Source organism: Flavobacterium soli DSM 19725 (genome assembly GCF_000422705.1).
Lineage (GTDB): Bacteria > Bacteroidota > Bacteroidia > Flavobacteriales > Flavobacteriaceae > Flavobacterium > Flavobacterium soli.
Window position 1 is genome coordinate 111,348 of the sequence record NZ_KE383908.1, and the last position, 22,410, is coordinate 133,757.

Consider the following 22,410-nt stretch of genomic DNA (forward strand, 5'->3'; position numbering starts at 1 on the left):
CTTAACAAACCAATAATTACTAAATATGGACAACAAAAAACGAATCATTGAAAAACCTACTGCAAACAACGTAAAATGTTGGGACAGTAGCGGCAGTACTGAAATAGTAACAGAGCGTCTTAAAGAGATGTTTGTGGAAATGGGACAAAAAACCCGAATTGAAAAAGGACAAACCCCAGCCGAACGTGCTGTTTTTAGAAAACAACATGGTATCACTTATGGACAATTCGTAATCAATGAGGATATTCCTGAAAGGTTCAAAAAAGGTATTTTTGCAGGTTCTCATTATGATTGTGCTGTTCGTTTCTCTAGCGATACAGGCACTACTTCGCCTGACTTACATTCCACCATTGGGGTGGGTTTGAAATTGTTTGGAGTGGAAGGCCCAAAGCTTTTTGGGGAAGGCCCTACTGCCGATTTCATATTTCAGAATATTGATCGCTTTTTTGCCCGTGATGCACAGCAAATGTGCACGTTTACAACTGCCGGTGTCGTTGATCAGGATTATGATACGTATATCAACAAGCATCCGGAATTGGCCAGTATTTTGCAAGCCATGCAAAAAGAAGAAGCGAGTGTGCTAAGTACTGATTATTGGGCTATTTTACCTTTTCAATTGGGAGAAACTCAAATTGTAAAATACCGTTTGGTTCCAGAGGATACGTATAAAGGGGCACCTTTTGATGATGATAATTATTTACGATTGGATTTAGAAAAACGTTTACGCAATGGAGGTGCTGCTTTCAGATTTGAAATCCAATTGCGTACTAACGAAGCAACCATGCCTCTTAATGATGCACAGGTAGTTTGGAGTACAGAGGAAAGTCCGTACATCTGTATTGCCAAGTTGCATTTACCCCAACAAGATGTAACTGCTATTGGTCAGTCTGAATTTGGGAGTAATCTTTCATTCAATATCTGGAGAACATTAGAAGCACATAGACCTTTAGGTTCAATTGCAGAGGCCCGTAAAACAGTTTATGCTGCAAGTGCTGAGGCCAGGCATCAGGCTAATGGGCAACAGCTACAAGAACCTAAAGAAATAAATCCACATTTTAGGGGGAATACAGACGAGGATAGCAATTGCATTGTTAGAGCTGGCATCTATCCTCCTATTGGAGTGATGCGAGTGGGAAATAGTGAAGAAGAGTATTTCATAGGCCCTCTGGTAGATGAACCAGAAGCAAAAGAGGATGTGTATGCTTACCGCGATAAAACTGGAGCGATAAAACGTCAGGCTGCACAGTTTCGCATTTATGGCTTCAATGCTGCTGGAAAAGCTATTAAGGAGCTGACGATGGATAATGCCAAGATTACCTGGCATTCGCATTTGGCCAATCAAAAAGCCTCTTGGTATCAATTCCAAATTGCCTTGGATATTCCGGATGCCTCCGATCCTAATGTGCCACCTTCCTTATTAAGAAATATTGATGTAAAAGACCGTAGCAAGTTATTGATTGATGGTGGAGGTGAAAGTATTTCAAAACCTAATGTCACCGAAGGAAAAAAATTCACGGGAAAATTCATGGGCAAATCGGTTTATTTGGGAGAAATGCATACCGATGAAAAAGGACGCTTGGTGATGCTGGGCGGTCATGGCAAATCGAAAAATATCAATGGTGACAGAGCCATTACCTTTGCTAACAATGAAGGCTGGTATGATGATATGTCAGATGGTCCTGTTACAGCCACAGTAGAATATGAAGGAGTAGCCCTGAATGTAGATCCTGCCTGGGTAATTTGTGCACCACCTGATTATGCCCCTATGCAAAAATCGGTTCGCACTATGTGGGATTTGATGCGTAGTGTTGCTGTAGAATCGGGAATGTTAGTAAGACCTGCAAGACCTTCTTTCTGTAAAGACATCTTGCCTATTTTTGAAAGAATGACCAATTTACAATGGGTAAATGCAGGGTTTGCCGGAGCTTTTGGTTGGGGTGGACAATTTAACTATACTAGTGCTGAATGGGTAAAAAAATTAAATGACCCTACTTCTGCCAATTTAGAAATGCGTCGTACGATTTCCAATAATTTCCGCAGATTCGATCAATCTGGTGCCGAAGCTCCACAATTATGGCCTTGGCTATATGGTGATGCTGTTGCCATTCCTACAACAGGTTCTGTGAGGCAACATTCCACCTTATCCCATTTGCAATTGGAGTTTTTAGATCAATGGGTCGAAGGTGATTTTGATGCTGATTTTGTGGATACAACAGGCTGTCCTTATATTCCGCCTGTTAAAAACATTGATGATTATCCTATTGCTGAACAACCTGATATGCTAACCAAAGCTGCCATGGATTTCTGTTTGGCAGATGCTTTCCACCCTGGTTGTGAAATGACTTGGCCTATGCGAACTTCTGGTATGTATATGGCTCCTTTCCGATTGAAACACGCTCCCAAGACACCCAAAACCGATTACCATTATTATGGTTCTACCATGAATAGTGATGTCCTAACTTTACCTGCCGGTCCTTTATTGGGTGGTCAGGTACCCGGTGGTGTGACGAGATGGATGGCAATTCCTTGGCAAACTGATACGGCTAGCTGCAGGGATGGCTATACTACTGCATACGATCCCTATCTGCCTACATTTTGGCCTGCCAGAGTTCCCAATAATATTTTGAGTGAAGAACGTTACAAAGAAACTCTAGATACACATTTGGCAGAAGAAACCCGTAGGGAAGCTTTTGCATTCCGCTATTTTTGGCTGGATGATTTGCCTTTAGATGGTGAAGCACCAACACAAACCAACCAGATTAACGCAATGGTGAAGTATTTTGACAAGTTGGCGATTGTGCAACCGCGTCCAGGTGTTCCTGATAATCCCAATTTTCCACCTGAAATGCAAATTGGTGTAGTTCCTAATGAGGAACAAAACCAACTGTTGTTACAAGAAACTGAAGCCCGATTGAGAAAAATCTTAAACGACAATAAACACTTGGACAAGAAAGAACAATTCTTATTGCATACTACTTTGGAACATTTGTCTATGGAAGGCTTGTTTACTGAACAAGTTGTAATGGAAAGCACTCGCGAGCAACTGCTAGAATTGGTTCAGGACGAAATGGTTCAGGATGAGGCCCTAACAAGCGAAGTTGAAAAACTAGTGAATCTGTTAGCTTCTAAAGCACATAAACATACCAAAACCAGAACTGTTCCTCATTCCAGACAACCTCGAAAAGAGGTGGGTGTTCCAGAACAGTTGGTTCGTTTCCAACGTTTTATCCCAAGAAAGCATTAGACTTGGAAACAGAAAAAACAGAAATACTTATTATAGGTGGTGGCATTGCAGGTTGCATTGCCGCCATTTCTTTGATCGATACCTATCAAGTAACATTGTTGGATAAACTTCCTGAACCTACAGAACGAATCGGAGAATCTTTGGCTCCTGCTTCGCAACGCATTCTAAAGCAATTGGATTTACTGGAGGGTTTGGAAAACCAAGTGGGCACTTTGTATCAAAAAAACATGGGTATGCAGTCGTATTGGGGAAACGATCAAGTACACCTTGTAGATGATTTAAGGAATCCTGATGGCTTTGTTAAAAATTTGGACCGACAGGCTTTTGAAACCTATTTGAGAAAGACTGCCGAAGCACGTGGAGTTCGTTGCTTGTGGGGTTCTAAACTCCATAGTAGCTCCTATGAAAATGCGCGTTGGCAGGTGCAACTAATGGCTAGTGAAACCTCTTTATCTACTTCAACGATTTCTGCTTCTTTTGTTATTGATGCCAGTGGGCGTCAATCGCATTTTGCAAGAAGCTTGGGCATTAAACGGCAAGTGGAAGATAGATTGGTGGCTTGCTGGGTTACTTTACCCAATACCAAAACCAATACCATGAGTACCATTTCTGCCAGTGAAAACGGTTGGTGGTACAGTGCTGTTATTCCTGGTAACAAACGGGTGGTGGCTTTTCATACCGATGCTGACTTAGTGGCGAAAAGCGAACTTAAAACTACTGCCTCATTCTTGGAATTGGCAAAAGGGAATCCTGTTATGTGGTCTTTACTAGGCGAACATGAAAATGCTATTGCTTTTAAAGGTACGGTTGCCGCCAATTCAACTAAATTGGAACAGGTAGCAGGACAACAATGGGTTGCTTTGGGCGATGCGGCACTGAGTTTCGACCCATTATCTTCGCAGGGCATGTACAATGCCATGGCGGGTGCGATGCAATTGCAAGCCTTACTGGTACAGTATGGATTTACGGAAACACTTCAAAAGATACATACGGAACAGACGGAGAACATTTGGCAACATTACCTGAGGCATAAAGGTATCTTTTACCAGGCCGAAACCAGGTGGAAAGAAAGTGCTTTTTGGAAGAGACGGTTTGAGACTGATCACTGCGACTGAAAACTGAAAACCTACTCCGGTTCCACCCCTGGCGGATTAAACAGCCCCCAATCGTCTACAATATACTCCCAAACATCAAAACCTTTGACCCATTGCACAAACAAAACCTTGAATTCATCAATGGCAAACCGAAGCAAATTAGGATAATCATGTTGCTCTTCACTAAAATGCTTGAGGCTTCCTGCCTGAACATATAATTCTCTAGCCGCCTTTCTGATGATGGCGGCATTTTCCATTTTTAGGTCATACAGCCCTACTCCTTCTGCTCCAGCTATCTTAGCAGGAATGATAAAAGCGTTTTCCATCATAAAACCTTTGGTAGCTTCCAAGAACATATCATCTTCGGGAATGGTCGTGACTAAGGCTTCCGTGAGACGGAGGAAGAAATGTTCAACTGAACTTCCAAAAGAAAATTCAAATTCATCAACTCTATCTATTCTGAAATTATTTTTTTATTGATTGTGATTGATTTCCAACTTAAATAATCTAATTAAATACAAGAGAGAATTGAAAATAAGCAGCTAACTTTTGACTACAACAATAGTAGATTTGACTACATGAAAGTTCTAAAATCCCTCGAATTTTGCTTTATAACTTTTAAAAAATAATTTATGTCAACAAAAAACAAAATAGCACTGGTAACTGGTGGAAGTCGTGGTTTAGGTAGAGAGATGGTTCTTTGCTTAGCCAAAAAAGGTATTCATATCATTTTCACATACAACAGTAATAAAGCTGAAGCCGATAAGGTTGTTAATGAAGTTATTGCTTTAGGCCAAAAAGCAACAGCCTTCCAACTAGATGCGAGTAAATAAGACACTTTCGATGATTTCGTAAAAAATACAGTTAATCACCTACTGGAAAATGAAGGTAGTCCAAATTTTGATTATTTAATAAATAATGCAGGTTTTGGCACAAATGGTAAAATATCTGAAACTGCTGAAGAAACTTTAGACACAATGTACGCGGTACATTTAAAAGCACCTTATTTACTAACACAAAAATTATTTCCTTTTTTAAATGAAAACGGAGCTATTGTAAACATTTCATCAAGACTTACAAGATTTACCTTTGGAGATTTTTCATCTTACGCTATTATGAAAAGTGCTTTAGAAACGCTATCAAAATATATGGCAAAAGAATTTGCAATCAAAAAAATCAGGGTTAATACTCTTGCACCTGGAGCAATTGCAACCGATTTTGGAGGTGGTGCCGTGAGAGACAACAAAGAATACAATAATCTAATAGCAAGTCAAAAGGCTTTAGGTCGAGTTGGTTTACCTGATGATATCTGGAGTGTAGTTGCATTTTTATGTAGCGATGATGCTAAATGGATTAATGCTCAACGATTAGAAGTTTCAGGTGGAATTCATTTTTAATAACTAATAAAAAAATCAAATGAAAATTATAGTAACAGGCTCATTAGGTAATATTGGTAAACCCCTTACAGTAGAATTAGTAAAAAAAGGTCATTCAGTAATAGTTGTAAGCAGTAAAGAAGAAAAAAGAAATGAAATTGAAAACTTAGGAGCTAAGGCTACCATTGGTTCTATAGAGGATATACTATTTCTAAAACAAACTTTCATGGGAGCTGATGCTGTATTTTGCATGGTGCCACCTGCTGACTACAAAGAACCGAATCGTAGTGAATATTATAGTCGAATAGCAAATAGTTATTTCAAGGCAATACAAGAAACAAAAGTAAGTCGAGTAATTCATTTAAGTACTTTTGGAGCTGATTTAGATAAAGGAACTGGAATATTGTTGGGTGCCCATTATGCGGAAAAAATATTAAATCAATTGCCAGATGTGAATCTAACACATATCAGACCCACTTATTTTTATTATAATCTCAACAACTTTATAACTATGATTAAGTTTCAAGGTATAATAAAAGCAAACTATGGTGGTGATCATACATTTCCAATGGTTGCACCTGCTGATATTGCTGAGGTAATTGCCGAAGAAATCCAAAGAATAAATTCTGAAAACAAAGTACGATATGTAGCAAGTGATGAACGAAATGGTCACGAAATTGCAAAAGTTTTAGGAGAAAGCATTGGCAAACCCGATTTGAAATGGGAAGTAATAAGCAATGATGAAGTACAAAAAAGTATGGAATACCATGGCATACCATCATTACTGGCTTCAGGTTTTGTGGATATGTTTGATAGTATGTACAAAGGCGATTTGTCAAGAGATTTTTATTTAAACAAACCTGTTTTTGGAAAAACGAAATTGGAGGATTTTGCATTTGATTTTGCAAAGGCTTATGAAGAAATTTAGTGCATAAAAAGAGATATAAACCAAGATTTCGGAACCAATTACAACTGAAAATAAGACTATGATACAAGCAATAGAAGGCAATAAATTTTACACATGAGAAAAAACAAAATAGTAGGTTCTTGGGAACTAAAATCAGCACATCTTCATCTTGAAAATGACATTTTATCATTATTCGGTCAAAACCCTAGCGGAATATTAATTTTTACAAAAGATATGCGTTTTAATGTTGTCTTGATTGATATAAATATTCCAAAATTAGCCAATAAAAACAAAGGTCTTGAAAAATATCAAGATTTGCTTACTGCAACTAAAGGATCTTTGGCTTTATTCGGAACATATACCATTGACAGTAAAGGAGATTTTGCTTCACAACATGTAATTGTCTCCACTTTTGCTAAGTGGAATGACTTAAAAAGAGATCGTAATCAACTTAAACTTACGCGTCAGGCAAATCTATTAGTTGAGCATTTAGAACTAGAAAACGATACATTTGTCTCATTCAAATGGCAACTTATTGAAGAAATAGATTCTCCAATTTAATCTGTATCATTAAGGATAGTAGTATCTTATTTAAATAAAACATTTCACAATTTATTAAAGGAGCTAAACTTGCATTATGGAAATAAAAAGAATAAAATCTATCAAGGAATACCATCGATGGGCTGGTTTGCCTAAACCTGAACATCCATTGATTAGTATAATTGATTACTCAAAAGTAACGCATCAAACCAATGAAAAGCACTTAAGTGTTGTAATGGATTTCTATTCTATTGCACTAAAAAGGGTTGAAGGCATAAAGATGTTGTATGGCCAATCAGAATATGACTTTGATGAGGGGTTGATGGCTTTTATTGCACCTGGACAAGTGTTGCGAATAGAGATTGATCCGAATGCACCTAACAATCGATCTGGCTATTTATTAAAAATACATCCCGATTTTTTATGGAAAACAACATTGGTAAAAACAATTAAGCAATATGAATTTTTCGATTATAAAATTGATGAAGCTTTATTTCTCTCGGAGAAAGAAGAAAAAATAATTACAGCGATTTTTGAAGGTATAAAACAAGAATATCACAACAATATTGATAAGTTTAGCAAAGATTTAATTATTGCTCAAATTGAATTACTACTAAAATACTCCGACCGATTTTATAACCGCCAATTTATTACAAGAGAAATTAGGAATCATGAAGTTTTATCTAAGGTCGAGGAAATGTTAAATGATTACTTCGACTCGGAAAACCTTTTAAATGATGGATTGCCAAGGGTGCAATTTATCGCAAAAAAATTAAATATTTCACCTAATTATTTAAGCAATTTATTAAAGTTGCATACTGGACAAAGCACACAACAACACATCCACAACAAACTTATCGAAAAGGCTAAAGAAAAACTTTCAACAAGCAAACTCTCTGTTAGTGAAATTGCTTTTGAATTAGGTTTTGAACATCCCCAAAGTTTTAGTAAGTTCTTTAAAACTAAAACATCCAAAAGTCCTTTAGAGTTTAGAAACAGTTTTAATTAAGTTTTTTAAACTTCATTTTGAACACAACAAACCTCATATTGGATACAATCCAAGAAGGTAATGTTCCCAATTTTGCAACTCACAATAATACTATAAAACATGAAGTACAAAATTTTAGGAACTACTGGATTAAAAGTCTCAACTATTTGTTTGGGTACAATGAATTATGGCGGAAAGGGATTTTTCGAATATATGGGTAATCTCGACCAAAAAGCTGTAGATGAACAGATTAAAATGGTTACAGAAACCGGTGTTAATTTTATTGATACGGCTAACATTTATTCAGAAGGAATTTCAGAAAAGATGATAGGGCAAGCTATAAAAAACCTTGGTATTGATAGGGATGATTTGGTTTTGGCAACAAAAGTGAGAGGAGCAATTGGCAAAGGACAGAACGATCTTGGACTTTCAAAAAAGCATATTATTCAACAAGTTGAAGCCAGTTTGAAAAGACTCGGAACAGATTATATTGACCTGTACCAAATTCATACAGTTGACCCATTGACACCCATTGAAGAAACAATCAGAACTTTGGACGATTTGGTTCGAAGTGGAAAAATTAGATATTTCGGAGCAAGCAATATTGCCGCATGGCAACTAATGAAAGGACTAGCTTATTCCCAATACAATTATTTGGATAGATTTTCCTCTTTGCAAGCCAACTATTCATTAGATGTTAGAGATGTTGAGCGTGAAATTGTACCCCTCCTTTTAGACCAAAAAGTCGGAATGATGGTTTGGAGCCCTTTAAGTGGCGGTTTGCTTACCGGCAAATACAGAAGAGACGGACAAAAAGAGGAAGGCCGCTTAAATTCGTTTCCATTTCCGCCTTTTCATGAAGATAGAGCGTTTGATGTTTTAGATATATTGACACCAATGGCAAAAGAGAAAAATGCATCCATTGCACAATTGGCTTTGGCTTGGCTGTTGCATCAATCTGTTGTGAGTAGCGTTATTATTGGAGCCACAAAATTGCATCAATTGAAAGATAACTTAAAAGCTGTTGAGGTTGTTTTTACAGAAGCAGAATTAAACCAACTTCACGAAGTGAGCAAATTGCCAGCTGAATATCCTGCAATTGTTTTAGATCTGATGACAATGGATCGAAGTGCAGGTATTGATTTTCAAAATGCTTAACTTTACAAGCTAATAAAGCAAACGGATAGTTTTGGTCTGCTTCTCTCAAACTATGAAGAATACACAACTCAATATCGAAAAAATAAATTCTGTAGTTGCACTGCATTCTTTTTTAGCACTGCCAAGTCCTTCAAACCCTTTGATTTCCATAATTGATCATTCTCAATTGAGTTATAAACACCCCTACGAAAATCAAAAACTGAATATGGATTTATACAATATTACGGTGAAACGAAATTTTAAGGATCAAATAAAATACGGTAAGAATAGCTATGATTATGATAAGGGAAGTATGTCTTTTATTGCACCCAATCAGATTATTGCAATGGCCAATCAAACCGACACAAGCAAAAATGATGGATGGTCGTTGGTATTTCATCCAGATTTAATTAGGAAATATCCTTTGTTTAGCGCCATAAAAAAATACGGCTTTTTCTCTTATGAAGTCTTTGAAGGTTTACACCTTTCTGAAGAAGAAGAAAAGACAATTAATGCTTTAATTCAAAACATTCACAATGAAATCATTTCGCGTTTAGATCATTTCAGTCAGGAGGTCATTGTAGCAAATTTGGAATTACTTTTAAGCTATTGTAACCGTTTTTATAACAGGCAGTTTTTAACCCGAAAAATGGCTACTAACGATTTGCTGACAAAATTCGAAACACTTTTACAAAGTTATTTTACTGAAAACACGACGCTTGAATTGCCAAAAGTGGAAAAGATCGCAACAGAACTAAACGTTTCCTCTTCATATTTAAGTGATATGTTACGAACTGTTACCGGACAAAACACCCAACAGCACATTCACGAAAAATTGATCGAAAAAGCCAAAGAAATGTTGACGACAACGCAATTAAGTGTGAGTGAAGTGGCTTTCTCACTAGGTTTTGAATACTCACAAAGTTTTTCCAAATTATTTAAAAGCAAAACCAATCAAACACCAATTGAATTCAGAAACAGTTTTAATTAAATTATTCTTTCAATTTTTTGCGATGATTTTCACCCCATTCGCCCATAGTAGTCACAACTTCTTTTACAGTTAGGGCATACTCGGTTATCTTATACTCAACCAGTATTGGAGATGTGTCATAAACAGTCCTTGTAATCAATTTATTTGCTTCAAGCGATTTCAATTCAGCTGATAGCACCCTATTTGTAATTTTTGGTACAAAGTCTTTAATATCCTTAAAGCGATGGTTTCCATGTTTTATGGCAATGATTATAGGCAATCGCCATTTTCCTCCAAGTACATACAGGGTGTCCTGTACATGGAATATTAAATTCTTGATTTGTGATGCAACTTCTTCCGTCACTTTGGTATCCTTTTGTATATCGGTTACAAAAGTATACTAAAGTCTGATAACTTTGCAGAAACAAAATTAAAAATTTTAAAAAATGAAAACTGCATTAATAACAGGGGCTAATAAAGGTATAGGCTTTGAAGTAGCTAGACAACTTTTACAATTAAACTATCGAGTTTTTATCGGAAGTCGAAGCCTAGAATTAGGAAACAAAGCAGTTGATAAATTAAAATCAGAAGGGTATAAAAATGTAGTAGCTGTTCAAATTGATGTTACGGATCAAGACTCCGTAAAAAAAGCAAGAATAGAGCTGGGTAAAAAAATTGAAGTTTTAGATGTTCTTATCAATAATTCAGGAATCAATGGAATCGAATTTGATGGAGAAACTCCAATAATGCATACTTCAACGGATACTGATGTAAACAAATTCAAAGAGGTATTTGAAGTGAATCTTTTTGGTGTTATCAGAACTACTCAGGCATTTTTAGATCTATTGAAAAAATCTGTAGCACCAAGAATTATAAATGTAAGTTCGAGTCAAGGTTCACTTACTTTGCACAGTGATCCTGATTTTATCCATTACAAACATAAAGGAGTCGCATATCAGTCATCAAAAGCCGCTTTGAATATGTACACTATCGTTTTGGCTTATGAGTTACGGGACTTGCCTTTTAAGGTCAATGCCGTGAGTCCAGGGTCGACAAAAACCGATTTCAACCGTCAATTGGGTCAAGGATCTGTAGAAGATGCCGCTAAAAGAATTATTAAATATGCAACAATTGATCAGGATGGCCCAACAGGCAAATTCTTTGCAGAAGATATGAATCCCAAAACGGGTGAGATTCCGTGGTAGAATATTTTTTAGACAATTAATAAAATCTAAATGCCTGTGAGATGTACTTTTCTTGTTGGCATTTAATTTTTGATAGTTGTGGATTAGTGCTTTTTGACTACAAGAAAACGTGTTCCAGCTACATCCGGATATTTGATAATTCTCAATTTTGCCTCTTGAGACGAACTTTTAAAAAAAAAATATAAATGAGAAAATTAAAATCAATCATCAAATACATGGGAATTACAATAGCTACACTGCTACTACTTGTAACGGTCTTTGTTACAGGATATTTTTATACTACAAATGCTCCATTAACAAATGGAAAGGTAAGCTGCAACATTGGCTATAAAGAAAATCTAAAACTAGACCTTTATGCACCAACCAAAAACATATTTGATAAATCTCCAGTAATCTTTTATGTGCATGGTGGAGCTTGGATCATAGGTAGCAAATTTACCATTAACAGCAACAGGTTTAATAGTGCCATTCATAACTTAAGAGAACAAGGATACACCATTATTTGTCCTAATTACACCTTAGGAAAAAAAGGGAAAAGTCCGTTTCCAGATTGTATCGTAGATGTTTATGATGCGGTCGATTGGGCAAAGGAAAATGCAGCACTTTATAATTTAGATACGCAAAACATTGGTTTGCTGGGAGAATCGGCAGGTGCTCAAATTGCGATGATGATAGCATTTTCTGATCATCACTTGGAGAATAAAAAGAACAATGAAACAACGTTTAGTTATTTAATTGATGTTTATGGACCGAGTGATTTAGCAAGCATGTATGAGGGTCCGGAAATTAAGAACTTAAATAATCGGTTAAATAAATTTTTAAATCTGGCAGGAAAAGAAATCAATATAGAGGAATATGTTTTTGGTTTTAATCCTGCTCAAGACAAAAGCAGGGCAAAGAATGTTTTAGAGAATTATTCGCCTATAAAATTCATCAGTAAAAGGAACTTTCCTACCTTAATAATCCACGGAAAAGAAGATCAAATCGTATCTGTTAAGCAATCGGAAACTTTGAATTCAAAAATGGATTCACTAGGACTAAACAACGAAATCCATTTATTTGATGGAATGGATCACAGCTTACGAAAAGCCACTCAATATCAAAAAGATAGTATTCAATTGTTAATTACTGATTTTGTGCTTAAAAATTATAATTCTAAACATTTAACTTTAAAATAATCACAATTTTAGTTTTCTTACTGTTTAGTGTTTTGGTACATTTACACATTCAAAAACAATTTAAAGAATTAAAAACTGAAGTTAGAAATAATCAAATGTGGTCTATTGTATGTCCATTTAAATTTAATTACCCTCAAAGAAAGGACTACAGGAGTAGGAAAAAGAATTAGGCAGTGAAATTAAATCATCTTAACCTTAAAAACAATATTTTGGCACACCTAAATAGCAATGAAAGCCTTATTTCAGAAAACACAGTAACACTACCTCATCCAAGTAAATTGCTTGTAATTGAACCAATTGATTATCCTAATCCTTACGATTTTCAAAGGCCTCATCGCCATGATTACTTTGAAATTATTCTGATTCAAAGCGGCAAAGGAATTCAATATATAGATTTCAAGCCTTATGAGATGAATCAAGGACAGCTTTTTAACATATATCCTGGGCAAGTGCATCTGATGCAAAGAGATACAGCTCGAGGATTACTGATACAATTCCGAAAAGATTTGTTTGAATTTATCAGGCCCCTTCAACATTTTCATTTATATTTTAGCAATCCAGAATTCAATCTTGACCCTCAAACTTTTGATCATTTATATAGTCTTGCCGAACAAATGGCTGGGCAATTGGCAACAGAGAACCTCTCGCCGATGGCTATCTATAAGTCTTATAGTTATTTACAAATCATACTCATCACCCTTTCTGAATTGCATGGAGAGAAAACAACCCCCGATCATAACCATCTTGTATCGCAGTTTCTTTCATTGGTCTCCCAAAATATATACACAAGAAGAAAAGTAGCCGATTATTGCCAAATGATGAACTGTTCCCATGATAAACTTAATAGTGCCTGTAAAAATGCATTCGGAAAGACGGTTTTAAATCTAATACATGAAGAGTTGGTTTTAGAAATACGAAGGCTTTTTCTGGTTAGTTCCCTTTCCTTAAAGGAAATTGCATTTGAGCTTAATTTTGACAGTCAGGCAAATTTTAGCATTTTTGTCAAAACACATACTGGACTTACTCCTTCGGAGCTGCAAGCATCTGTAATTGAGATTTATAAGTAAAAGCGGATTTTTCATAACTGGTAGTTGTATTAAGTCAATAACTTTGATTTTCTTTAAACAGAAGTTATGAAAATAATTATTGTCTTTTTGCTAATTTCCTTTTTTGGCAACGCCCAAGAAAATAATATTTGGTATTTTGGTGTACATACGGGTTTGGATTTTAACAACGGAACTCCTGATGTGCTTGATGACAGCCAATTAAATGCATTGGAAGGAAGTGCATCCATATCCGATGAAAACGGAGCATTGCTTTTTTATACTGATGGTATAACAGTTTGGAATAAAAACCATAATGTTATGGAAAATGGATTTGGGCTCTTGGGAGGTTCTTCCAGCATTCAATCATCCCTTATAGTACCTCAGCCGGGTAATCAATCTATATATTATATTTTCACAACTGCTACTGCTGGTGGTACGGATGGTTTTAGGTATTCCACTGTTGATATGAGTGCCAATAACGGCATGGGTACAATTATAAATAAAAACATTTTACTTCAAACTCCAACTACCGAAGCCGTTAATGCAACCCGGCATGAAAATGGTCAAGATGTCTGGGTAGTTGCACATAATTATGGTAGCAATCTATTCTCTTCCTATCTCGTAACTCCAAACGGTGTTAACGAAAGTCCGGTTATTAGTGCGGCTGGATTTGTTGTCAACGGTCTTGGACATTGCACTTTAAAAGTAGCTCCTGATGGTAGCAAGCTTGCATTTGCCATACAAGAAATGCAAAACGGAACACAATTGTTTGATTTTAATACTAGTACGGGTAACGTTTCAAACCCAATTCCTTTAATCGGTGGAAATGATTACGGTTTAGAATTTTCTCCTTCAGGTAAAATTTTATACACCAGCAATCTCAAATTTTTATATCAGTATGATTTAGAATCTAATGATATAGGAAGTTCTGGAATTGAAATTTTTTCAATCAATCCTTTTGAGATAGGAGGCGATATTGCAACACTACAAATAGCCCCTGATCATAAAATATATGTTGCAAGACACAGCCGCTACAGGCTATCCATAATCAATAATCCTGATATGGTAGGATTAGGTTGTGACTTCCAAGATAACGGGATAGCCTTGGGGGTTAATGGTGCTAGTACTTTTGGTTTGCCCAATAGTGTGCTTTCTACCATTTTTAAAATAAAGGCAAGTAGCAACTCCATTTGCACAGGCCAAGAAACAACATTTTCTATAAATACTAATCAATTTGAAACCTTATTATGGGAGTTTGGAGATGGCACTACTTCAAATGAACCTGCACCTACACATATATTCCATACTTCAAATAGTTATCAGGTAAAGCTCACGATCTATAATCAAGGAACAACCAGAATAGTGGAAGAAACAATAGAAGTATTTCCTGTTCCGGAGCCTACACAACCATCTGATTTATTACTTTGCGAAGAGCGTGATGGTTTTAAAGCTACTTTCAATCTGGCCATTCAAACCCCAATGGTGCTTGGCACACAAAATAGGGATGACTTCGATGTAACCTATCATACGTCTTCACAACTTGCCGAATCTGGAACAGAAAATCTAGCTGCTGATTTTATAAACACTGAAAATCCGCAAATAATATATGTTAGATTGGAAAACAAAGCAACAGGCTGCTATGCAATTACCTCTTTCAAACTTATTGTTCAGGCAAAGCCTTTGATAGATATGCCGGATAATTATACCTTTTGTGAAGGAAGTGAAATAGAAATTTTGGCTCCAGAAGGTTTTGAAACCTACCTTTGGTCAACAGGAGAAACAAACCGAACCATTACAATCAGTCAACAAGGTCAATACACCTTGAGTGTATCGCAAATTAATCAAGGAATGCTTTGCGAAAATTCTAAGACAATAACCGTTCACGAATCTGGAAGTCCAATTATTTCCCAAATCAAAATCAGTGAATGGACCACAAATCAAAACACTATAACGGTAATGGCTACAGGAATAGGAAATTATGAATATTCAATAGATGGTGTTTATTATCAGGACGTTCCTGTTTTCAATGGATTACCGAGTGGTATTTATACCGTTTATGTCAAGGATAAAAATAACTGTGGTAGCGTTACAGAGGAAGTAACTATATTGATGTATCCAAAATTTTTCACGCCAAACGGAGATGGATTTAATGACAAATGGTCCATTGGCTACTCTTGGAAAGTGCCTGATATGGCGGTTCATATTTTTGATCGATATGGTAAACTCATCATATCGCTTATGGGAAATAGTCCCGGATGGGATGGCACATACAACGGTAGCCATCTGCCAGCGACAGATTATTGGTTTTTAATTGATAGGGCAGAAAAAAAGCAGTACAGGGGACACTTTTCATTGTTGCGATAGTTAGATTTCATATACACACCTCTAAAAACAACAACAATCAATTTATTGTCAGATAATTAGACTTGAAGCCCTAACAGGTTTTAAAAGCCTGTTAACTCTAGTAGGAAGAATATCAATATTATACTACAGCTCTTGATTCACATTTAATACTTTTGGCTACAACATCAGGTAATTCGGCTAAATTTATCTTCCTGATCTTCGGCAATTTTGTAATGTTAATTAAATAGAACATTATGAAACAAAACAAAATTGAATTTACTCTTGATTTAAAAAAATTACTGATTATAATAGTACTAGTAATTGGCTACAGCTCGTTTGCTCAAAAAGGGACAATTAGGGGTCAAGTTATTGATAATTTTACCGATCAGCCTCTAGAAGGTGTGACGGTCATCTTTTTAACCGATAGTACAATTGGCACAACCACTAATGCTGAAGGAAAATTCAGATTAGAAAATCTACCTATCGGTCGCGGAAGTTTTGGTTTTTCATTTTTAGGTTATGAAACTGCGACAATAGCTAACATTGATGTTACAAGTGGAAAGGAAGTGTCAATTGACATTCGACTAACAGAAAGCTACAGTAACTTGAACGAAGTTGTGGTGAGATCTGGACCAAGAAAAGATCAGGCCATAAACAAACTCGCAGCGGTTAGTGCACGGCAAGTGAGTGTGGAAGAAATTACAAAATATGCAGGAGGTAGAAGTGATGTGGCACGTCTCGCCTCTAACTTTGCAGGGGTTTCGGCTCCAAACGATAGCCGAAATGACATTGTGGTTCGCGGTAACTCGCCAACAGGACTTTTGTGGCGAATTGATGGAATTCCCGTTCCAAGCCCTAATCATTTCAGTACTTTGGGAACTACTGGTAGTCCGGTTAGTGCATTAAATCCTAATGTTATGGGAAATTCTGATTTCTTAACTTCTGCTTTTCCTGCAGAATACGGTAATGCTTTAGGTGGCGTTTTTGATATTAATTTTCGAAAAGGAAATACTGATAAGTATGAATATACCGTTGGTGTTGGTGCCATGACTGGTTTTGAAGGTGTTGCCGAAGGTCCAATGGGTAAGGACGGATCCTTTATGGTAGCTGCCCGATATGGACTTGCAGGTATTGTGGGAGGAATGGGTACTGGTGCAATTCCTAATTATTCAGACTTATCTTTTAATCTTGATTTTGGAAAAACAAAGCTTGGTAGTTTTACTTTATTTGGTATTGCAGGGAACTCAACTATTGATTTTAATGGTGAGGAAGACTATGATGATGGAGATCTTTTTTCAGCACCTGATGAGAACTTTGAATATGCTTCTCAATTTGGTATGGTCGGTTTGCGAAATACTATTTCATTAAACGATTACTCTTCCATTAAAACAACTATTGGAGGCTCATTCAGTGGTCAAGATGGACAAGTAGATCGAATTTATGATTATGGAACACCACAAGCAAATTTACTTCGCTTTGCAGATATTGACAATACTGAAACACGGCTAACCTTGTCTTCTGTTTATAATGCTAAGTTTAATAATAAGTTTACTTTTCGAAGTGGTGTGCTACTGGAACAGTTTAATTTATCAGCAAGTGTAGCAAACAGATTAGATTTACCCGATAATGATGGCGATGGTTATCCAGATTATCAACAACGCATTAGCAATGATGGCGGATACACTGTTTTTCAACCCTATGCCCAAGGGCAATATCGCTTAACGGAAAGCTTTACGCTAAATGCAGGATTGCATACTCAATATTTTTCTTTGAATGAAGCATTTGTGGCAGAGCCAAGGGCCTCCTTAACTTGGCAACTTGCAAAGGCACACAGTATAACGTTTGGTTATGGACTTCATCATCAAAATGTGCCAGCTCCTATTTTATTCTTAAATGAAAATGTTAATGGAACAGATGTACAAGCCAATAAGGACTTAGATTTAGTAAGAAGTAATCATTACGTTTTAGGTTATGATTTAAGACCTGGTACTGGTTGGAGAGCTAAAATCGAAGCATACTACCAAGACATTACAAATGCTGCTGTTGATGCCAACTCGACTGGTTATTCTTCATTAACAGAAGGTTCAGATTTTATATTCAGCTTTGACGAATTGAATTTGGTGAGTGAAGGAGTTGGACATAACTATGGTTTAGAATTGACAGTTGAGAAATTTTTATCAAACGGATGGTATAGTTTGGCAACAGCCTCATTATTTGAAGCCAAATATGAAGGAAGCGATGGTATTGAAAGAAATTCACCTTTTAACAACGGATATGTGTTCAACGTTTTAGGAGGAAAAGAATTCAAGGTTGGGAAAAATGGGAAAAATGTGCTCTCGATTGATTCTAGATTTAGTACATCTGGAGGAAGATACTACACTCCTGTTGATTTGGCAGCTAGTCAGGCAGTAGGTTATCAAATTCTACAAGATGATTTAGCCTTCAGCGAACAATATGACCCTTATTTGCGATTAGACCTTAAGATTGGTATGAAAATCAACAGCAGTAAAAGAAAAGTTTCACACCAGTTCTATGTGGATTTTCAAAACGTGACCAATAACGAAAATGTGTTTATCCGTCAGTACAATCGTTTGACCAATAGTGTGGATCAAGTCGATCAGATTGGTTTCTTCCCAGATTTTGGATATAAGATTCAATTTTAATAGCTAATAATGCAGATAATGAAAAATTGGACAACAGCTGATATTCCGCATAGGAATGAAGGATTGGCAGTAATTACAGGTAGTACGGAAGGCATAGGTTTTGAAGATGCATTGGCCTTATCGGCAGCGGGATGGAATGTTGTAATGCTTGGCCGTAATGCTCAGAAAGGGGCTGAATCAATGGCGAAAATATATCAGACCAATCCAAAGGCAAAAGTGATTTTTGAAAAATTAGACCTTGCAGACCTGTCCTCCATTAAGGACTTTGCCATGAGAATGAACTTCAGAGGACAAGCCATCGACCTTCTAATAAATAATGCCGGGGTGATGACGCCACCAAGACGACTGGAAACCACCGATGGATTTGAACTTCAGTTTGGCACGAACCATCTGGGTCACTTTGCATTGACAGCCCAGCTCCTTCCCTTGCTACGCAAATCAACAGCTGCCCGTGTTGTGACCGTTTCAAGCATAGCCAATCGTGCGGGAATAACCAATTTTGATGACCTCCAGTCAAAATCTTCTTATGTTCCAGGGAAGGCCTACAGCCAGGCAAAATTGGCAAACTTGATGTTTGCTTTGGAACTTCAGCGACAAAGTGAGAAGAACGGTTGGGGAATAACCAGTATGGCCGCCCATCCAGGTGTTTCCCGAACAAATCTCCTCATTACCGGTGCAGGCCGATGGAGTTCAGCAGGAATAATGAGAACTTTTTTCCCTTTCTTATTTCAACCATCAGCACAAGGGGCTTTGCCGACATTATTTGCTGCAACCGCTCCGGAAGCTAAAGGAGGCTTCTATTATGGACCAAACAAAATAGGGGAAACTCGTGGTTTTCCAACACTTGCAAAAATACCTGCACAAGCTGAGGACATAAAGGCATCATTGAAGTTATGGGAAATATCACAAAAATTAGTAAAGGTTGAATTTTAATAAAAAGGCTACTTTATGGAACTAAAAAACAGCACCATCCTTATAACAGGAGGTACAAGCGGTATAGGTTTGGAGTTTGCAAGTCAATTGAACAAATTGGGAGCTACTATCATCATCACGGGTCGCAACCTTGCAAGCTTGAGTGACACTAAAAGGTGGTTTTCTAACATTCACACAATTCAAAGTGATGTCAGCAATCCAAGAGACATCGAAAAATTATATGAGGAAGTGACAAAACAATTTCCTGATCTGAACATTATCATTAACAGTGCAGGGGTCATGCGTCAAATTGATTTATACAATAATGAGTTTGATATTGATAAGATAACAAACGAAATCGATACTAATTTATCAGGTACAATTCAAATGGTACATCAATTTTTACCACATCTTATGAAACAAAAATCGGCAGCCATCATCAATGTGTCTTCAGCAATTGCATTTATGAGCTATTCAATTGCTCCTGTTTATAGTGCTTCAAAAGCAGGTGTGCATGCTTACACGAAAGCCTTACGATTACAACTCGAAAAAACAAACGTGAAAGTATTTGAAGTACTGCCACCTGGAGTAAAAACCAATCTTCAAAAGGATTGGAAGATTCCACCACCAGAAGGCAGAATGATGACTGCTAATAAAGCGGTAGCCGATGCAATTAAAGACATTCTAAAAAATAAGCTTGAAATAACACCGGGTTTGGCTAGAATTTTAAAATTGCTTTCTAGAATAGCTCCCAATTACATTGAAAAAAATGTGGCCCATAAGGAATTTGAGAAATTGGTTGCACAAAAAAATTAACCAGCATAAAAAATAATAAGAATGGAAAATAGTAACAATAATGACAATTTGTCAAGATTTTGGTTTGCGGCTTCAAATATGGTACCCCCAATAGGAATCTTCTTGTACTTCAGGCATAAAGGCCAATTCCCAAAAAAGGCTCGCAAAGCGTTAATTGCTGCATTAGCTGGAATTCCTATCGCCATAGTAGCCGGATACGTTATGAATAATTATATACTTAATTAAATCAATTCCCTAATAAGAAATCAAAAATGAAAATAAAACTTTTTACTGCATTAGTCCTACTGATGGCACAAGTAACTTCAGCACAGAAAATCTCTAAAGACCTCATAGTGGGTGTATGGCAATCCGAAGAATACAAGATAGAGATTTTCAAATCTGGAGATACCTACTCGGCTAAATTATTATGGTCAAAGGATATGTTTGAAGCCGATGGAAAAACGTCTAAAAAAGACGACAAGAACCCCAATATCAAGTTAAGAAGTCGTCCAAGACAGGGCATTACACACATTACAGGACTGAAATTTAAGGATGGGGAGTTTGTTGGGGGTGAACTGTATAGCGCAAATGACGGTAACACTTATGGTTTCAAAGGTAAATTGACAGATGTCAATAGTCTGGAAACTAGAGGTTACAAGGGCCTCCCGATAATGGGAAAAACCGTAAATTGGACACGCGTTAAGTAGTAGTTTCCAAAGTAGCTAAAAATGAATAAAAAGTCCGAAATATCCCTTCAAAAGAATAGCCAAATGCAATATGGCTGGCAAAGAACTGCCTTGTTAATAACGCTATTGCTGGTTAGTATCGTAAGTCAGATTGATCGTGTTTTGCCTTTTATTTTAGCGGAATCAATAAAAGCCGATTTAAATTTATCAGATACACAAATTGGTCTGATAACAGGAGTTGCTTTCACACTTTGCTATTCCTTGGCGGCTTTGCCACTTGCTCGGTTTTCAGATGGGGGTTGGGCCCGTAGAGTGCTGCTTTTTTGTATAATCGTTTGGAGTGTTATGACTGGTTTGGGGGGGTTGGCAATCGGATTCTTAACATTAACGCTTTCTAGAATTGGGGTAGCTTTGGGCGAAGCTGGTGGAACACCAGCAGCTCACGCTATCATTGCACAACGGATACCGGAAAATTTCAGGGGACGTGCCATTGCTATTTTTTCAATGGGAATTCCTTTAGGCAGTATGATCGGATTTGGATTGGGAGGTTGGGCAAGCGATGCAATCGGATGGCGAAATGCTCTTTTTGGAGCAGGAATTATGGGAATTGTACTTGTAGTAGGCATTCTATTTTTCATTCCTAAACAGGGAGTTCTGAAACAGGAAACACAACATCGGGAAAGCTACATAAAAATGGGTCGTGAGCTGTTTTCTAAACCGGCATTTGGGTGGCTATTTAGGGCTGCAATTTTAATGGGGTTATCATCAGCACCTTTTTACATCTTTACGTCTCCTTTTCTCATCAGGACATTTGGCTTGTCAGCTGGTGAGGTTGGGCTTAGCTTTGGGCTTCTTCAAGGGGTTATGGGAATTGTAGGAACATTATTTGGTGGTAAAATGTTTGATAAAATTGCAAATAAGGGTTCCAAAGGTTTGATGAATCCGCCGGCAACTATATTTATTGTAGCTTCAATTACCACAACAATGGCACTTTTTATGCCAAACAGTTGGATGTCCATTGCATTATTGGTTCCTGGAATGTTTTCATTTGCATTTATGATGCCCTTTGCATTTGGTGCAGGTCATTTGGTGGCAGGACCCAAAAAACAAGCATTTTCGATTAGTGTTTTAATGTTAGGTCCTGGACTGATAGGAGGTACTTTATCTCCATTTTTGGTGGGATTTATAAGCGATTATGCAACAACCGGCCATTATGAAAATGGATTACAAATCGGATTACTTTTAGTGCCTTTTTTTAGTTTGCTTCTGGGGTGCACAGGTTTCATTGTAAGCAAAAAAATAAATGATCTGGTAAAATAATTTAAA

The 22,410-nt window shown here is 36.9% G+C and carries 19 protein-coding genes and 1 pseudogene; 18 read left to right on the forward strand and 2 right to left on the reverse strand.

Annotated elements, in window-relative coordinates; translation table 11 throughout:
- Positions 1-25 precede the first annotated feature (25 nt).
- On the forward strand, positions 26-3,244 hold the full coding sequence (locus G508_RS0117915) for a LodA/GoxA family CTQ-dependent oxidase (protein ID WP_026706591.1): 3,219 nt from the start codon (positions 26-28) through the stop codon (positions 3,242-3,244).
- Between the two features lie 2 nt (positions 3,245-3,246).
- On the forward strand, positions 3,247-4,359 hold the full coding sequence (locus G508_RS0117920; protein ID WP_026706592.1) for an NAD(P)/FAD-dependent oxidoreductase: 1,113 nt from the start codon (positions 3,247-3,249) through the stop codon (positions 4,357-4,359).
- 11 nt (positions 4,360-4,370) lie between these two features.
- On the opposite strand, the gene G508_RS19300 is transcribed toward G508_RS0117920, so the two are convergent.
- Positions 4,371-4,664 (reverse strand): hypothetical protein, encoded by a 294-nt coding sequence (locus G508_RS19300; protein WP_169628050.1) that lies wholly within the window; start codon positions 4,662-4,664, stop codon positions 4,371-4,373.
- Positions 4,665-4,970: 306 nt separating this feature from the next.
- Between G508_RS19300 and G508_RS19305 the strand changes: the two are divergent.
- The 6 genes and pseudogenes from G508_RS19305 to G508_RS0117955 all read left to right on the forward strand — a co-directional run bounded on the left by G508_RS19305 (position 4,971) and on the right by G508_RS0117955 (position 10,277).
- Positions 4,971-5,735, forward strand: a pseudogene (locus tag G508_RS19305) (SDR family NAD(P)-dependent oxidoreductase).
- A 19-nt stretch (positions 5,736-5,754) separates the two neighbouring features.
- Positions 5,755-6,642: an NAD(P)H-binding protein gene (locus G508_RS0117935; RefSeq protein WP_026706593.1), complete on the forward strand. Its 888-nt coding sequence runs from the start codon at positions 5,755-5,757 to the stop codon at positions 6,640-6,642.
- Between the two features lie 93 nt (positions 6,643-6,735).
- Entirely contained in the window at positions 6,736-7,182 is a 447-nt protein-coding gene (locus G508_RS0117940) for a lipocalin-like domain-containing protein (RefSeq protein ID WP_026706594.1), read from the forward strand.
- Positions 7,183-7,258: 76 nt separating this feature from the next.
- Positions 7,259-8,170 (forward strand): helix-turn-helix domain-containing protein, encoded by a 912-nt coding sequence (locus G508_RS0117945; RefSeq protein WP_026706595.1) that lies wholly within the window; start codon positions 7,259-7,261, stop codon positions 8,168-8,170.
- Between the two features lie 99 nt (positions 8,171-8,269).
- Entirely contained in the window at positions 8,270-9,307 is a 1,038-nt protein-coding gene (locus G508_RS0117950; RefSeq protein WP_026706596.1) for an aldo/keto reductase, read from the forward strand.
- Positions 9,308-9,359: 52 nt separating this feature from the next.
- Positions 9,360-10,277 (forward strand): helix-turn-helix domain-containing protein, encoded by a 918-nt coding sequence (locus tag G508_RS0117955; RefSeq protein WP_026706597.1) that lies wholly within the window; start codon positions 9,360-9,362, stop codon positions 10,275-10,277.
- 1 nt (position 10,278) lies between these two features.
- Here G508_RS0117955 and G508_RS0117960 read toward each other — a convergent pair whose 3' ends face one another.
- On the reverse strand, positions 10,279-10,620 hold the full coding sequence (locus tag G508_RS0117960) for a winged helix-turn-helix transcriptional regulator (RefSeq protein ID WP_026706598.1): 342 nt from the start codon (positions 10,618-10,620) through the stop codon (positions 10,279-10,281).
- Between the two features lie 82 nt (positions 10,621-10,702).
- Between G508_RS0117960 and G508_RS0117965 the strand changes: the two genes are divergently transcribed.
- The 10 genes from G508_RS0117965 (at position 10,703) to G508_RS0118010 (ending at position 22,404) form a co-directional block, all read left to right on the forward strand.
- On the forward strand, positions 10,703-11,461 hold the full coding sequence (locus G508_RS0117965; RefSeq protein WP_026706599.1) for an SDR family oxidoreductase: 759 nt from the start codon (positions 10,703-10,705) through the stop codon (positions 11,459-11,461).
- 185 nt (positions 11,462-11,646) lie between these two features.
- Entirely contained in the window at positions 11,647-12,639 is a 993-nt protein-coding gene (locus G508_RS0117970; protein WP_026706600.1) for an alpha/beta hydrolase, read from the forward strand.
- Between the two features lie 209 nt (positions 12,640-12,848).
- Positions 12,849-13,706, forward strand: coding sequence for an AraC family transcriptional regulator (locus G508_RS0117975; RefSeq protein ID WP_026706601.1), 858 nt, complete (start codon positions 12,849-12,851; stop codon positions 13,704-13,706).
- Between the two features lie 66 nt (positions 13,707-13,772).
- A complete protein-coding gene (locus tag G508_RS0117980; protein WP_026706602.1) occupies positions 13,773-16,049 on the forward strand; it encodes a T9SS type B sorting domain-containing protein in 2,277 nt (758 codons plus the stop codon).
- Positions 16,050-16,282: 233 nt separating this feature from the next.
- Positions 16,283-18,691, forward strand: coding sequence for a TonB-dependent receptor (locus G508_RS0117985; RefSeq protein ID WP_035695172.1), 2,409 nt, complete (start codon positions 16,283-16,285; stop codon positions 18,689-18,691).
- A gap of 18 nt (positions 18,692-18,709) precedes the next feature.
- A complete protein-coding gene (locus G508_RS0117990) occupies positions 18,710-19,624 on the forward strand; it encodes an SDR family oxidoreductase (RefSeq protein ID WP_026706604.1) in 915 nt (304 codons plus the stop codon).
- A 15-nt stretch (positions 19,625-19,639) separates the two neighbouring features.
- Positions 19,640-20,419 carry an SDR family oxidoreductase gene (locus G508_RS0117995; RefSeq protein ID WP_026706605.1) on the forward strand — a complete coding sequence of 260 codons (780 nt, stop codon included), beginning with the start codon at positions 19,640-19,642 and terminating at the stop codon, positions 20,417-20,419.
- A 21-nt stretch (positions 20,420-20,440) separates the two neighbouring features.
- Positions 20,441-20,644, forward strand: coding sequence for a hypothetical protein (locus tag G508_RS0118000; protein ID WP_026706606.1), 204 nt, complete (start codon positions 20,441-20,443; stop codon positions 20,642-20,644).
- Between the two features lie 26 nt (positions 20,645-20,670).
- Positions 20,671-21,105: a DUF2147 domain-containing protein gene (locus tag G508_RS0118005; protein WP_026706607.1), complete on the forward strand. Its 435-nt coding sequence runs from the start codon at positions 20,671-20,673 to the stop codon at positions 21,103-21,105.
- Between the two features lie 21 nt (positions 21,106-21,126).
- Positions 21,127-22,404 carry an MFS transporter gene (locus tag G508_RS0118010; RefSeq protein WP_026706608.1) on the forward strand — a complete coding sequence of 426 codons (1,278 nt, stop codon included), beginning with the start codon at positions 21,127-21,129 and terminating at the stop codon, positions 22,402-22,404.
- Positions 22,405-22,410 lie beyond the last annotated feature (6 nt).